The sequence below is a fragment of the Enterococcus crotali genome (assembly GCF_000633635.1).
In the GTDB taxonomy this organism is placed as follows: domain Bacteria; phylum Bacillota; class Bacilli; order Lactobacillales; family Enterococcaceae; genus Enterococcus_L; species Enterococcus_L crotali.
Genome location: NZ_AYPQ01000001.1, coordinates 903,662 through 917,327, shown reverse-complemented (window position 1 = coordinate 917,327; position 13,666 = coordinate 903,662). Strand labels below are relative to the sequence as shown.

At 35.9% G+C, this 13,666-nt stretch carries 11 protein-coding genes, 1 other RNA gene and 3 pseudogenes; 12 read left to right on the top strand and 3 right to left on the bottom strand.

Translation table 11 applies throughout. From position 1 onward, the window contains the following. The first annotated feature begins 38 nt into the window (after positions 1-38). The 7 genes and pseudogenes from V192_RS19275 to nth all read left to right on the top strand — a co-directional run bounded on the left by V192_RS19275 (position 39) and on the right by nth (position 5,718). Positions 39-580 (top strand): annotated as a pseudogene (locus V192_RS19275) (SLOG family protein). Between the two features lie 93 nt (positions 581-673). Further along, positions 674-1,105: a cell division regulator GpsB gene (gene gpsB / locus V192_RS0104335; RefSeq protein WP_025869115.1), complete on the top strand. Its 432-nt coding sequence runs from the start codon at positions 674-676 to the stop codon at positions 1,103-1,105. A gap of 23 nt (positions 1,106-1,128) precedes the next feature. Beyond that, positions 1,129-1,503, top strand: an RNA gene (gene rnpB / locus V192_RS21115) — RNase P RNA component class B. A 131-nt stretch (positions 1,504-1,634) separates the two neighbouring features. Beyond that, the gene (locus tag V192_RS0104330; RefSeq protein ID WP_025869114.1) at positions 1,635-2,798 is read left to right on the top strand and encodes a THUMP domain-containing class I SAM-dependent RNA methyltransferase; all 1,164 of its coding nucleotides are present in this window, start codon (positions 1,635-1,637) and stop codon (positions 2,796-2,798) included. A gap of 9 nt (positions 2,799-2,807) precedes the next feature. Beyond that, the gene (locus V192_RS0104325) at positions 2,808-4,307 is read left to right on the top strand and encodes a carboxypeptidase M32 (protein ID WP_025869113.1); all 1,500 of its coding nucleotides are present in this window, start codon (positions 2,808-2,810) and stop codon (positions 4,305-4,307) included. Positions 4,308-4,343: 36 nt separating this feature from the next. Further along, positions 4,344-5,059: pseudogene (locus tag V192_RS19270) on the top strand (DnaD domain protein). An 11-nt stretch (positions 5,060-5,070) separates the two neighbouring features. Next, on the top strand, positions 5,071-5,718 hold the full coding sequence (nth, locus tag V192_RS0104315; protein ID WP_025869112.1) for an endonuclease III: 648 nt from the start codon (positions 5,071-5,073) through the stop codon (positions 5,716-5,718). Between the two features lie 48 nt (positions 5,719-5,766). Here the strand turns inward: nth and V192_RS0104310 are convergent, their stop codons facing one another. Next, positions 5,767-7,569: a glycerophosphoryl diester phosphodiesterase membrane domain-containing protein gene (locus V192_RS0104310; protein ID WP_025869111.1), complete on the bottom strand. Its 1,803-nt coding sequence runs from the start codon at positions 7,567-7,569 to the stop codon at positions 5,767-5,769. An 86-nt stretch (positions 7,570-7,655) separates the two neighbouring features. Beyond that, positions 7,656-8,045 (bottom strand): annotated as a pseudogene (locus tag V192_RS0104305) (TVP38/TMEM64 family protein); the annotation flags it as partial. A gap of 499 nt (positions 8,046-8,544) precedes the next feature. On the opposite strand from V192_RS0104305, the gene V192_RS0104300 reads away from it, so the two are divergent. The 5 genes from V192_RS0104300 to rplS all read left to right on the top strand — a co-directional run bounded on the left by V192_RS0104300 (position 8,545) and on the right by rplS (position 12,458). Then, entirely contained in the window at positions 8,545-9,912 is a 1,368-nt protein-coding gene (locus V192_RS0104300; RefSeq protein ID WP_025869109.1) for an Nramp family divalent metal transporter, read from the top strand. 119 nt (positions 9,913-10,031) lie between these two features. Continuing rightward, positions 10,032-10,556: a ribosome maturation factor RimM gene (gene rimM, locus V192_RS0104295; protein ID WP_025869108.1), complete on the top strand. Its 525-nt coding sequence runs from the start codon at positions 10,032-10,034 to the stop codon at positions 10,554-10,556. Further along, positions 10,546-11,283 (top strand): tRNA (guanosine(37)-N1)-methyltransferase TrmD, encoded by a 738-nt coding sequence (gene trmD, locus V192_RS0104290; protein WP_025869107.1) that lies wholly within the window; start codon positions 10,546-10,548, stop codon positions 11,281-11,283. The genes rimM and trmD overlap by 11 nt, the downstream gene beginning before the upstream one ends. Before the next feature lie 36 nt (positions 11,284-11,319). After that, entirely contained in the window at positions 11,320-11,976 is a 657-nt protein-coding gene (locus V192_RS0104285; protein WP_025869106.1) for a chloramphenicol acetyltransferase, read from the top strand. Between the two features lie 134 nt (positions 11,977-12,110). Beyond that, the gene (gene rplS / locus V192_RS0104280) at positions 12,111-12,458 is read left to right on the top strand and encodes a 50S ribosomal protein L19 (protein ID WP_010761540.1); all 348 of its coding nucleotides are present in this window, start codon (positions 12,111-12,113) and stop codon (positions 12,456-12,458) included. A gap of 793 nt (positions 12,459-13,251) precedes the next feature. On the opposite strand, the gene V192_RS0104275 is transcribed toward rplS, so the two are convergent. After that, the gene (locus V192_RS0104275) at positions 13,252-13,581 is read right to left on the bottom strand and encodes an outer membrane protein assembly factor BamD (protein ID WP_025869105.1); all 330 of its coding nucleotides are present in this window, start codon (positions 13,579-13,581) and stop codon (positions 13,252-13,254) included. Positions 13,582-13,666: the final 85 nt, after the last annotated feature.

Sequence of the window (13,666 nt, the reverse complement as noted above, 5' to 3'; positions counted from 1 at the left end):
TTATAACAAAAAATCTTTATGAAAGAAAAGGAATGTCTATGGAAAACGTAAAAACACTTTATGTTACTGGTTATAAAAGCTTTGAAATCGGGGCTTTTCAGGACAATGACCCTAAAATTACAGTTATTAAAAATGTATTAAAAAAGGAAATTATGGGCTATTTAGATACTGGATTGGAGTGGGTTTTGGTTTCAGGCAATCTTGGAACAGAGATTTGGGCAGCGGAAGTCGTAGCAGAATTGAAGAACGATTATCCGGAATTAATGCTAGGATTGATCTATCCATTTAAAGATTTTGGGAATAATTGGAATGAAAAAATCGCGCAAATTTAGAAAAAGTTGAACTTTTAGCAGATTTTGTCGACTCAGTGAGTCATCAACCTTATAAATCGCCAGCACAATTAAAAATGCATACACGATTTTTATTGGAACATTCTGGAGCAAGTTTACTTGTTTATGATAAGGAATATCCAGGAAAGACGCAGTATTTTTTAAAGGATGCGGAACTTTTTTCGGAGAAATTTCCTTACGAAATCCGCCAGATAACGATGGATGATTTACAAAACTCGATGGATTCGTGAGAATCTGTTTGATTTTCTGACGATTTTCCGATACAATAATGCTGTTGAACTATGAACTTTTATCCTAATCAAAGAAAATAATGAGGTGTAAGTATGGCAAATTTAGTATACAGTCCAAAAGATATTTTACAAAAAGAATTTAAAACAAAAATGCGTGGGTATGATCCAGTTGAAGTTGATGAGTTTTTAGATAACGTAATCAAGGATTATGAAGCGTATAACAAAGAAATTTTAACGTTACAAGAAGAAAATAACCGGTTACTAGCAAAACTTGATCAAGCTTCTAAAGTACAACAAGCAATGCCACCACGCGGCGGACAAGAAATGCCTAAAAGTGCAGCTGTTACAAACTTCGATATTCTAAAACGTTTGTCTAATTTAGAACGCGAGGTTTTCGGTAAAAAATTAGATGACACTCCTGCTTCAAATCCAATTTCAGGTATGAGCCATTCTAATCCATATGAAAGCAACTTGCACAATCCATATGAACGCGAGATAGACAATTCAGAAACACGTCAATTTTAATCGATTGAAAGCAGTATTTTGTAATTTTCGGGTGATCGCGGTTTGAATTTATTCAGGCTGAGGAAAGTCCATGCTCGCACAGACTGAGATGTCTGTAGTGTTCGTGCTTAGCGAAATCATAAGCTAAGGTATTCTAGTAATAGAATAACGGCAGGAAAAATGACTAAGGTTTCGACTATGTCAAAGTACCCTTGAAAGTGCCACAGTGACGAAGCAATTTTGGAAACGGAATTGGTGGAACGCGGTAAACCCCTCGAGCGAGCAACCCAAACAATGGTAGGGGCGCTCTTCTAAAGGAAATGAACGAGTAGAAGAGGCAGAATTAATTCTGCAGATAGATGATGACCGTCGAGTGTCTTTCCCTGAGAGGCATTCGATACAGAACATGGCTTACAGAAAATTACAAGTATTCAGGATGACCTTCCAACTTTGTTGTGAAGGCTTTTTTTAAAGTAAGAGATAAACAAAATTTTAGTATAGATAGAGTAAGGAACAGTTCTTAACGATAACAAGAACAAGAGGAGATATAATGACAGAAGAAAAGACATTTAAACTTGTTGCAACGGCAGCAAGTGGTTTAGAAGCATTAGTAGGGAAAGAATTACGTGATTTAGGTATTCCATGCGAAGTCGAAAATGGCAAAGCCTTATTTGAAGGGACGATGGAAACCATCGCTACGGCTAATTTATGGTTGAGAACAGCAGACCGTATCAAAATTATTGTTGGCGAATTTGATGCGTTTAGCTTTGATGAGTTATTTGAAAAAGTTAAAGCATTACCATGGGAAGATTATTTACCGATGGATGCAGAATTTCCAGTTGCTGGAAAATCCATCAAATCTAAATTATACAGCACACCAGATTGCCAATCGATCACTAAAAAAGCGATCGTTAATCGTTTGAGAGAAGTTTACCATCGTCCTGCGACCGTGCCTCTAGCAGAAACAGGTGCATTTTTCCAATTAGAAGTTGCTCTTTTAAAAGATCATGTGACTGTAACGATTGATACAACTGGGCCTAGTTTATTTAAACGGGGGTATCGTATTGAAAAAGGTGGGGCACCGCTAAAAGAGAATATGGCAGCGGCATTAGTGGCGTTAACGAATTGGCGCAAAGATCGTCCTTTTTACGATCCGGTTTGTGGTTCTGGTACTATTTGTATTGAAGCAGCGTTAATTGGTCATAATATTGCACCAGGGTTTAACCGTGAATTTGTTTGTGAAACATGGGATTGGTTTGATTCTGCAGTTTTTGAAAAAGTTCGTAAAGAAGCAGATGAGAAAGCCGATTATGATATTGAATTAGATATTATGGGATCTGATATCAATGGCAAAATGATCGAAATCGCCAAAGCGAATGCGGAAGAAATTGGTTTAGGTGATTCAATCACATTCAAACAGCTAGCGTTGCGTGATTTTACGACAGAAAAAGAATACGGTGTAATGGTTGCTAATCCGCCTTATGGAGAACGTTTAGGCGAAGAAGAATCCGTGCGTAAATTATACAAAGAAATGGGCGAAGTTTTTCGTCCACTTAAAACGTGGAGCAAATATATCTTAACGAGTGATTTAACGTTTGAACAATATTATGGCGCAAGAGCTACGAAAAAGAGAAAATTATATAATGGTGCATTACGTACTGATTTGTTCCAATATTGGGGAGAAAGACCACCGAGAAAACCAAGAGAAGAGTAGGTGAATGTTATGAAAGAACAAGAATTTTTGCAAGAAATCAGAGAAATCGAATTGATAAACCAAGCTTTGGGTTTGCTAGAATGGGACAGCCAAACTGGAATGCCAGAAGCGAGCAGTGCGTTTAGAGGCGAAGCTGTCGGTTATTTATCAGGAATGTCATTTGAGCGTAGCGTGGGACCAAAAGTTCAAGAAGCTCTAGCTTATTTTGACACGCACTCTGATGAGCTATCAGAAGTCGGTTTAGCCGTTTATAAGAAGATCAAAGAAGAATATGAGTTAAATCATAGCATTCCTGCTGAGCGGATGCAGGCGTATAATACTGCATTGACCAATGCTCATACAGCATGGCTGCAAGCTAGAAAAGCGAAAGATTTCGCTAAAATGAAAAACGAAATCCAAACGATTATCGATTTCTTAAAGGAATTTATTCCATTTTGGAAAAAAGATGAAGCAACAAATTATGATGTCTTGTTGAATCAATATGAACCTGGGTTAAGTGTTGAAAAATTAGATCAAATTTTTACTCAATTAAAAACAGGAATCATGGAAATTAGAGCCCAGATTGCTGAAAAAGGAACAGTCCCTCGTACTGATTTTTTATCTAGACGTGTAACAAAAGAACAACAAAGAACCTTTGTAACAGGAGTTGCAGAGCAGTTAGGCTATGATTTTTCTCGTGGACGTTTAGATGATACGGTTCATCCATTCATGCTAGATTTGAATCGCAATGATGCACGGATCACAACGCGTTGGGATGAAACGAATTTTTCAATGGCAACATTTGGTGTCATCCATGAAGCGGGTCATGGAATCTACGAGCAAAGTATCGATCCAAAATATGATTACACGCCACTTTCAACTGGCGCTTCTATGGGGATCCATGAGTCTCAATCGTTATTTAATGAAATTATTATTGGTAGTAATAAACAGTTTTGGCAAAAACAATTCCCATTTTTTAAAGAGTGCACAGAAGGTACTTTTGATGATATTGATTTTGATACTTTTTATGATTCATTAAAAGAGACAAAGGCGAGTTTGGTGCGAATTGAAGCAGACAGTTTAACTTACCCACTTCATATCATTATTCGTTATGAAATTGAAAAAATGATTTTTAATGAAGAGGTTTCCGTCGATGATCTACCTCAAATCTGGAATGATAAGTACGAAGAATATTTAGGGATTCGACCTAAGAATGATTTAGAAGGCATCGTACAGGATGTTCATTGGTCTGGCGGTAGTTTTGGTTATTTCCCATCTTATGCCTTAGGCTACATGTATGCTGCTCAACTACGTCATGCAATGGGCAAAGAGCTTGATGTAGATGCAGTTTTAGCTAGTGATGATTACTCTTCAATCAAAAACTGGTTAACTGATTATATCCACCAATATGGTGCCTCAAGAAAACCAAATCAATTGATTTTAGATGCGACGGGTGAAGCACTGAATCCACAATATTTGATTGATTATATGAAATCAATCTATTATGATGTCTATAAAATCAAAGAATAACAATTATTATCTAGCAACAGAAATGAGGGAGCAGTTATGTTATCTATCAATGAATACCTGAAAGCCGGTGAAACGACTGTCTCCAATTTGGTCATTGAGAATTATCAAAAAATAGGTCTAACGGACGAAGAATTTTTATTCTGGCTGCAGTTGTTTCGTTCCCAAGCAAAAGGTGATTTGTTTCCAGATTTAGCTGAAATCAGTCAAATGATGGGCAAGCCAATCGATGTTATTTATAAATTGATGAATCAACTTGTTTCACGTGGCTTTTTGATCATTGAAACAAAACAAAACGATCAAGGTCAAATGATGGATACGTATGATTTACTACCGATTTTTGAAAAAATTGATCTTTGCAGCAAAAACAGACGGAAAAGCAAAAAGAGGCGACATCAGAAGAAACGATCAAGCAGCTTTATCAAGGGTTTGAAAAAGAGTTTGGACGCCAGTTATCGCCAATTGAACTGGAAATGATCGGACAGTGGCTTGAAACAGATCACTATCAACCAGAACTTATCCGACTAGCCTTAAGAGAAGCCGTGTTAAATCAAGCGTATAGTTTAAAATATATCGATCGAATCTTACTTGCTTGGGAGCGTAAAAATATTACGACAAAAGAGCAAGTGGCTGAAGATCAAAAACGTCGAAAACAAGCGTTGATTCAAAAGGAAATCGAGCAACAAGGTGCTCAAAATGAGCCAATTCCTAAAGTTACTCTTCACAATTGGCTAAACCCAGAAGATAGTGAATAGGAGGTAGATAAATGCTTTCCAAAGAAAAAACAATGGAAGCTATAGAAATCATGTATGATATGTTCCCGGAAGCTGCATGTGAATTGACCCATAAAAGTCCATTCCAACTATTAATCGCTGTTATTTTAAGTGCTCAAGCAACGGATGTTTCTGTGAATAAAGCAACACCTGCATTATTTGCGGCCTATCCAACCCCTGAGGCACTGGCGGCAGCCCCGATAGATGAGATTATTCAAAAAATCAAAACAATCGGTCTGTATCGAAATAAAGCCAAGAATATTAAAGCGTGTGCCGCTCAATTGCTAGATCAATTTGATGGAAAAGTACCTGAAACTCGAGAAGAACTAGTTTCTTTGCCAGGCGTTGGTCGTAAAACAGCTAATGTGGTGATGGGGGATGCTTTTGGTGAACCAGCAATTGCAGTTGATACCCATGTTGAACGAGTGTCAAAGCGTTTACGGATCTGCAAATTAGATGCTAATGTCATGGAAGTTGAACAAACATTGATGAGAAAAATTCCTAAAGAATTATGGGTAAAAACCCATCATACGATGATTTTTTTTGGACGCTATCATTGCTTAGCGCGTAATCCTAAATGTGATATCTGTCCGCTTCTTTATATGTGCCAAGAGGGCAAAACACGAATGAATTCAAAATAAATAGAGTGACGTAGACAATTTATCGTTTACGTCACTCTATTTATCTTTTTAACCGATTCCTATAACGAAATGAAACAGTTTATCTGAATAAGTCAGTTCATCTAAATCCGTTTTGATTGTTTCATTGAGCAGTTTTAACTCATCTGTGACAATTCCATCCACACCGTAAAACATCATCCGCGTCATTGTATCTTCATCATTGATAGTCCAAGCATAAACTTTTTTGCCATCATTATGTGCAGCATTGATGAAATTTCGATTTAAAGTTGTATACTCCATTGTAAAAAAGTCCACATTTGAAACGGGTGGCCCTACAATATTAAATGGAAGAATATAGCCAACATAAAAGTCAGGTTCTTTTTCTTTTAGTTCTGTTGCTGTGCTAAAAGTTAACGTTTGAATAATATGCTTTTCTGATAAAATGATCGAACGGTATTTTTCAATGAAATGTTCAACTAAATCTGGGCTGTCTTGTGGTGTAGTCTTGATCTCGATCAGTAGCTTTTGGTTTAGCTCTTTGGCTTTGGCTAAGTACTCATCAAAGGAACACACTTTTGCTTCCATTCCATTTTCCCTAGCAGTTAATTTAGTCAATTCGGTTAAGGTCAATTGATTAGGCCTTTTATCCACACCAGTAAGTTTTTTCAAATTAAAGTCATGCATGACTACAAATTGTTTGTCTTTGGTTTCTTGAACATCCATCTCGATATAGTTAGGATGCTCTGCGCTTGTTTTTTCAAGAGCAGGCAAAGTGTTTTGCACACCATTATTTGCGTCAACCCCTCTGTGAGAGAATGTTAACGGCTCTGTCACGGAAGGCTTACTTAGGAAATCAGTGTTGTAAGTACCAACGCCAATCCCAAAAATCACTGCAATAAAGGCAAATCCGCTAACTTTTAGAGCAGTCCATTCTTTTTTCTGCTGTGTAGGTTGAGTGAAAAACCATTGAGGTAAGTCAGGTAAGAACCCCTCATCGTCCATATAATCGATTGTAATATAAAAAATTCCTACAGTTGAGAAGATAATATTAAGCAGTAAAATAAACTGTAAAAGTGTCATTGCAACGACTGCACTGACTAAAGCATAACTAGGAAATGTCGTTTCAATAATTGCTTGAGCACTAAGAATCAGGGTAGTACTCAGAATAAAAACCAGTAGAATACTTCCGCCAATCACGATAAACTGCCCAAGAATCCTAAAGAAGTGATTTTTCGTTGAACGCCAGCTTTCTTTGACTGCTTGACGAAAGGGTACATCTCTTAAAATCATTTCAGGTAATGCAAAAATCAAACGGATAGAAAGATAGAAAAAGAGTAGATAGCCCAAAAGAACCAAGGCAATAATAGTTACGCGATTAGCAAAAATGAAATCCATTATAAACGCTGGAATTTTTATTTTTGCCAATAAATCTGAATTAAAACCTAAACCACTAAGCGGTAAAACTAAGAAAAAATAAAATAAGAAGAATAGTATGGTACTGAAACGAATTTTTTTAAGCTGAAGTAACGTTCCTTTTAACAAGTTTGTTAGAGAAATCGGCTGCTTTTTTTTAATGAAAAAAATACTTAACAATAAAAAGGTAAACTCAAAAAACACACTGATCACAATCGCCAATAATACAATGATCAAAGCAATTAACACACCAGGATGCTTTGCAAAAATTATTGGAAGTGTATCATATGACAGATAATTGATATTTCCCCGCTTTAAAATAAAACGGGTAGAGCTAGCTAAAAGAGGGAGCAAAATGAAAAGCATAAAGCCGTGCATCAACAAGACATCACGAAGATAGGCTGAAGTGCCAGCAAAAAAGTCGATTAGATTTTTAACACTATTTTTTAGGTATTTCATGAATTATTCCACCCTTATGTAAATTGAAAAAAGAAAATAGGACACGAAAGCATCCCATTCAAGTCTTTATTATATAATTTTTTATTTTAAAATCCTAGCAAACCGTTTAAATAAGTACCACCATATATCAAAGCTAAGCTATATAAGAAAATTGACGCAGGTTTTGCTAAAATAATGATCAAAGTAAATTTCTTTAGTGACATTTTGGTTAAACCAGCCATTAAACAAAGCGCATCATCTGGTGCGATCGGAAGAAAAATTGCTAAGGCGAATAGGCGCTCAAAACGTTTTTCGTTATCCAACCAACCAATGTACTTATTATAAGTCTTATCACTAACTAAACTTAAGATAAATGGTTTACCGTATTGGCGGCCTAACATGAATATGATGACAGAGCCGATCGCAATACCCACGTAATTATAAATGAATCCAGCCAAAGGACCAAAAATCAAAACACCTGCAGCACAACTGATGCCGCCTGGAATGATTGGAATAACAACTTGAACGATCTGCACCAAAATAAACAGTACAGGTCCTAAGATGACTGAGTCACCGACTAACCCTCTCAACGCGTCTACATCCTTAAAAACACCTAATCGCATAAAATAAATCGTTACAGAAATCGTTGCGATGATTCCTACGATTGAAATGCAGTTAATAATTTTTCTTGAAAGCGCGATGCTCATGTGTATCATCTCCTTAAAATTAACTATCTTTATTATAAAAGTCTTCCTATTATTTTACCATTGTTATTTATCGATTTTGACGAACAAAGTTGTAAGAACCAATCTGATAAAATTATTATACAAAGAATCGCAGTTAAAAACATCCTACTTTAGCCCTAATTGAAAAAATAACTAAGTGTTTCCTATTTACAAGCAACAATGAGAGGATTATAATTGTTTTAAGGATTAAGGTGTACCTAAAAATATAATAATATAAACCTGATGATTTATAGTTGGAAGAAGGATAAACATGAAAGAAGAGAAAAATGAAGCAGAAAAGTTGTTGGAATATGCAAATGGCCCTAGTTTAGAAGAAATCAACAATACAGTTGATGTTCCAAAAAATGCTAGCTTTTGGCGAACATTGATGGCTTATAGCGGACCAGGAGCACTTGTAGCAGTTGGCTATATGGATCCTGGAAACTGGATTACATCGATCGCTGGTGGTGCAGAATATAAATATGCTTTGTTAAGTGTCATCTTATTATCAAGCTTGATTGCAATGTTGCTCCAAAGTATGGCCGCTAAATTAGGAATTGTGACAGGTAGAGACCTAGCTCAGGCGACCAGAGAGCATACAAGCAAAAAAACGGGTTTTGTTTTATGGATCATTACAGAACTTGCGATCATGGCAACAGATATTGCTGAAGTAATTGGTGGAGCGGTAGCCTTACAATTACTGTTTGGCTTTCCACTATTGATCGGTGTATTGATTACAACCTTTGATGTTTTATTACTGTTACTTTTGACAAAATTAGGCTTTAGAAAAATTGAAGCAATTGTAGCCTGTTTGATTGCTGTTATCTTTTTTGTTTTTGCTTACGAGGTTGCTCTTGCTGATCCGAATATTGGGGAAGTATTGCGAGGCTTTATTCCTGATACTCGGATTGCTAGTGATAAATCAATGTTGTTTTTAGCGCTAGGAATTGTAGGTGCTACAGTTATGCCGCATAATCTATATTTGCATTCTTCCATTGCTCAAGCAAGAAAGTTTGATCGTAACGATGACAAGGAAAAGGCCAAAGCGATTCGTTTTACAATTTGGGATTCAAATATTCAATTAACGGTGGCTTTTATCGTGAATTGTTTATTGTTGATTTTGGGTGGTGCTTTATTTTATGGCACAAATAGTGATCTAGGGAAGTTTGTTGATTTGTTTGATGCGTTGAAAAATCCTGATATTGTAGGAAATATTGCCAGTCCAGTTTTAAGTATTTTATTTGCTATTGCTTTACTTGCTTCTGGACAAAATTCAACGATCACTGGGACACTTTCAGGACAAATTGTGATGGAAGGCTTTATTCATTTGAAAATGCCGCTATGGATGCGTAGAGTTGTAACACGTCTGATTGCGATCGTTCCAGTAATCGTTTGCGTGATTATATACGGCGGTAGAGAGTCCGCGGTGGAAGATTTGTTGTTGTATACCCAAGTATTTTTAAGTATCGCTTTACCAATCTCGATTATTCCATTGACGATGTATACGAGTGATAAAAAAATCATGGGCAAATTTGCTAATCCAATGTGGGTAAAAGTTCTGGCATGGATCATCGCGATTGTATTGACGGCTTTGAATTTGTTCTTAATTTACGGAACATTAACAGGTGTCAACGCATAGAAAGTTAAAAAGAAAGCGATTCTTCATTGAATGGCTTTCTTTTTATGTATATATAATAGAATTCAGCCTATAGAAATGGTAGAATAAACAAGACTAAAATTTTGAAATGAGGGTTTTAAGTGACTGAATATTTAAATGTTGGGAAAATCGTCAATACCCAAGGCTTAAAAGGGGAAGTACGTGTAATTTCTCAAACAGATTTTCCAGAACTACGCTATAAAAAAGGATCAGTTTTGACATTATTTCAAGAAAAAAAGGCGCCAATCGAATTAACGATCAAAACTCATCGCAAACATAAAAATTTTGATATTGTAACATTTGAAGATCATTTTTCAATTAATGATGTCGAGAAATATCGTGATGGAATTTTGAAAGTGTCGAAAGACGAGTTGAAAGATCTACCTGGAGATGAGTTTTACTATCACGAGATCATTGGCTTGACTGTTATTGACGAAAATGGCGAAGAACTAGGAAAAATCAAAGAAATTCTTTCACCAGGTGCTAATGATGTCTGGGTTGTTCAAAGACCAAAGAAAAAAGATGTTTTGATCCCTTATATTGAATCTGTTGTTAAATCTGTTGATTTAGAAGAAGGAATCGTTCGTGTAGAAATTCCAGAAGGCTTGATCGATGATGAAAATTGATGTATTGACGCTTTTTCCAAGAATGTTTGAAGGGCCGATGGGAGAATCGATCATTGGGAAAGCTGTAGATAAAAACTTACTGGAAATCAATGTATCTAATTTCCGGGATCATTCAGATAATAAGCATCAGTCGGTTGATGATTATCCTTATGGCGGTGGCGCTGGGATGCTTTTAAAAGTGCAGCCGATTTATGATAATTTACGAAGAATTGAAGAAGGTTCTCCGGAAACTAAAAAACGTGTGATTTTACTAGATCCAGCTGGTAAACGATTTGACCAGAAAATGGCGGAAGAGTTTTCCGAAGAAGAGCATTTGGTTTTTATCTGTGGTCATTACGAAGGATACGATGAGCGGATTCGTTCATTGGTTACGGATGAAGTTTCATTAGGGGATTATGTTTTAACTGGTGGAGAGTTAGGTGCTATGGTCATGATCGATGCCACGGTTCGTTTGCTTCCTGATGTGTTGGGGAATAAACTATCTGCGCAAACTGACTCACATTCAACTGGGTTGCTTGAACATCCGCAATACACACGTCCTGCTGAATTCAAGGGGATGACTGTACCCGAAGTACTTACCAACGGAAATCATAAATTAATCGATGAATGGCAGCAAAAAGAATCATTAAGAAGAACTTTAGAGCGTAGACCAGATATGCTTGAAAAAGTTGACTTAACAGAACAACAAGAAAAATGGTTGGAAGAAATTCGAAACGAGAAAGTATAGCAACAGGTTGTCTCTAGTTTAAAAGGAGGTCTAAGGATGGTCGTACCAGCCAAAGTCATTGATCAAACAACTTGGGATCGTAAAGAACATTTTGATTTTTTTTCTGGAGATAATGTGTTCCCTCTTTATGACATAACAACGCAAATTGATGTGACTCATTTTTATCAGTACGTGAAACGTAACGATATTTCTTTTTATTATGGCTTGATTGGAGCTACGACAAATGTCATGAATTCTATTGAAAATTTTCGGTATAAAATTCGTGGGGAAGAGGTTGTTTTACTTGAGCGATTGATTCCTAGTTTTACTGATTTAAAAATGAATAGTGAACTATTTCATATCGTTACACTTGATTTTGAAGGTAGCTTGAAGGAATTTTCTAACGAAGCAAAAAAAGCTAGTGAACTTCAACAAGTCTACTTTCCAAAATCGAAGTATCAACAAGATACAATGATTCAATTTTCATGTTTACCTTGGTTTTCTTTCACAAATTTAGGAAATGAATTAAGTATGGATCGTGATGATTCGATACCAAAAGTGACTTGGGGAAAGTTTGAAAAGCAAGGAGATCATTTAGTCTTACCTTATTCTGTTCAGGTCAATCATCGTCTCGTTGATGGCATCCATTTAGGGAAATTGGTCAATCAATTGCAAAGATATTTAGATAATCTTGTGATCGAACCGATTATCTAAGAGATATCAAGAAAATTACTTTACAGCTCTGAATACCTATGTTACACTATTTCAGTGAGTGCAAAGCGCTCAACTATTACGATATTCCGCTGTGGCAGTTGCCATAAGAATGTTTGGAATGAGGAGAAAAAAGAATGAATCCATTAATTCAAGAATTAACACAAGAACAATTACGTACGGATATCCCTGCGTTTCGTCCTGGAGACACTGTTCGCGTTCATGCGAAAGTAGTCGAAGGAACACGCGAACGTATCCAGTTATTTGAAGGAGTTGTTATCGGACGCCGCGGCGCTGGTATCAGCGAAACTTATACAGTACGTAAAATTTCTAACGGTGTTGGTGTGGAACGTACATTCCCATTACACACACCACGTGTTGCTCAAATCGAAGTAGTACGCTATGGTAAAGTTCGTCGTGCGAAACTTTATTACTTACGTGCATTACATGGTAAAGCAGCTCGTATTAAAGAAATCCGTCGCTAAAAACTTGTTATTGATTAACAATGAACCCTTTGATTTTCAAGGGGTTTTATTTTTTGCTTTGTTTTATTAATTGATATATGGATTTGATAATAATTTTTTTTAAAAGTAAAAGGAGGCAGAAAAGGGGCAAGGGGGCTACAAAAGTTCGATGTCTTTTTTTTATTTATCTTTAATTCCTTTGATATAGTTTGATCAGACTCTCGTTCCTGTAAGGTATAACCACTGGAACAATAGCCTGTAACGCCTATTGTGGTCCATAGAAATGGCTATAATTTCTTCGTACTCTTCAGTTTCTAAAAATTTATCTCTAATTTTTAGAAGAGTTTTGATCTCTTTTATATGGTATTTCGACTTTATCGATGGGATTATCAATAAGGTAACCTTTTTTTTTGCTGCATAGCTAAAAATATTTTTAAGCTTTGACTTAATAATGGAGACATACTTATTTGACAAGTTTCTTTCACTGTAGTGAAAATCCTTCAAAATATTATTAACTAGAATAGTATCTATTTTACTAACAAGGTATCATTTCCAATTATATTTTCACGCCATTAGCAAGTCCACAGTACTCAAGAGTGAGCTTCTTTCTGAGCTACCTTTGATTTGCTAGTTAGATTAACGGAACCTTTTTACTTATCTCTATATGAATCTTTGTAATGCTCAAAGTATTTAAAATTACCGTTCGGCAATTATTCTCTCCACCTTGTTGTATCACTCTTTTTTTATTTATTTCATAGTTTATTGAAATCTATAAAAAACACTCTAAAAATATAGAGTGTTCACAATCTTTTAATTATACTTTATCATAGGTGATTATGAAAGAACCCATTAGATTCTCGACTTTTTTGATCTTGACTACTAATTCGTCCCCATTTTTTATTTTAGGGTTATCCGAAGAAATAAAATTGAGGTGTTCTCCAGCTTGAATTGTATAACCTAGCGGTCCATCTGGGACATACTCTAATACTTTAATTTTCACTGTTTTACCTTCCAAATCCTCACCGTTGTTTAAAGCTTCTTCTGCTTTTGCTTCAGTGTAATCTGGTTTTACTTCTTTAGTTCCACAACCCACCAATGCAATAACTACAAACAACGCTACTAATATAGTACTTAATCTTTTCAATATTTCTCCCCATTTCACAAATTAATATTTGTAACAAATTGATTATATCACAAAATAAGAGGCACGAACTATGCAGATTGCAGAA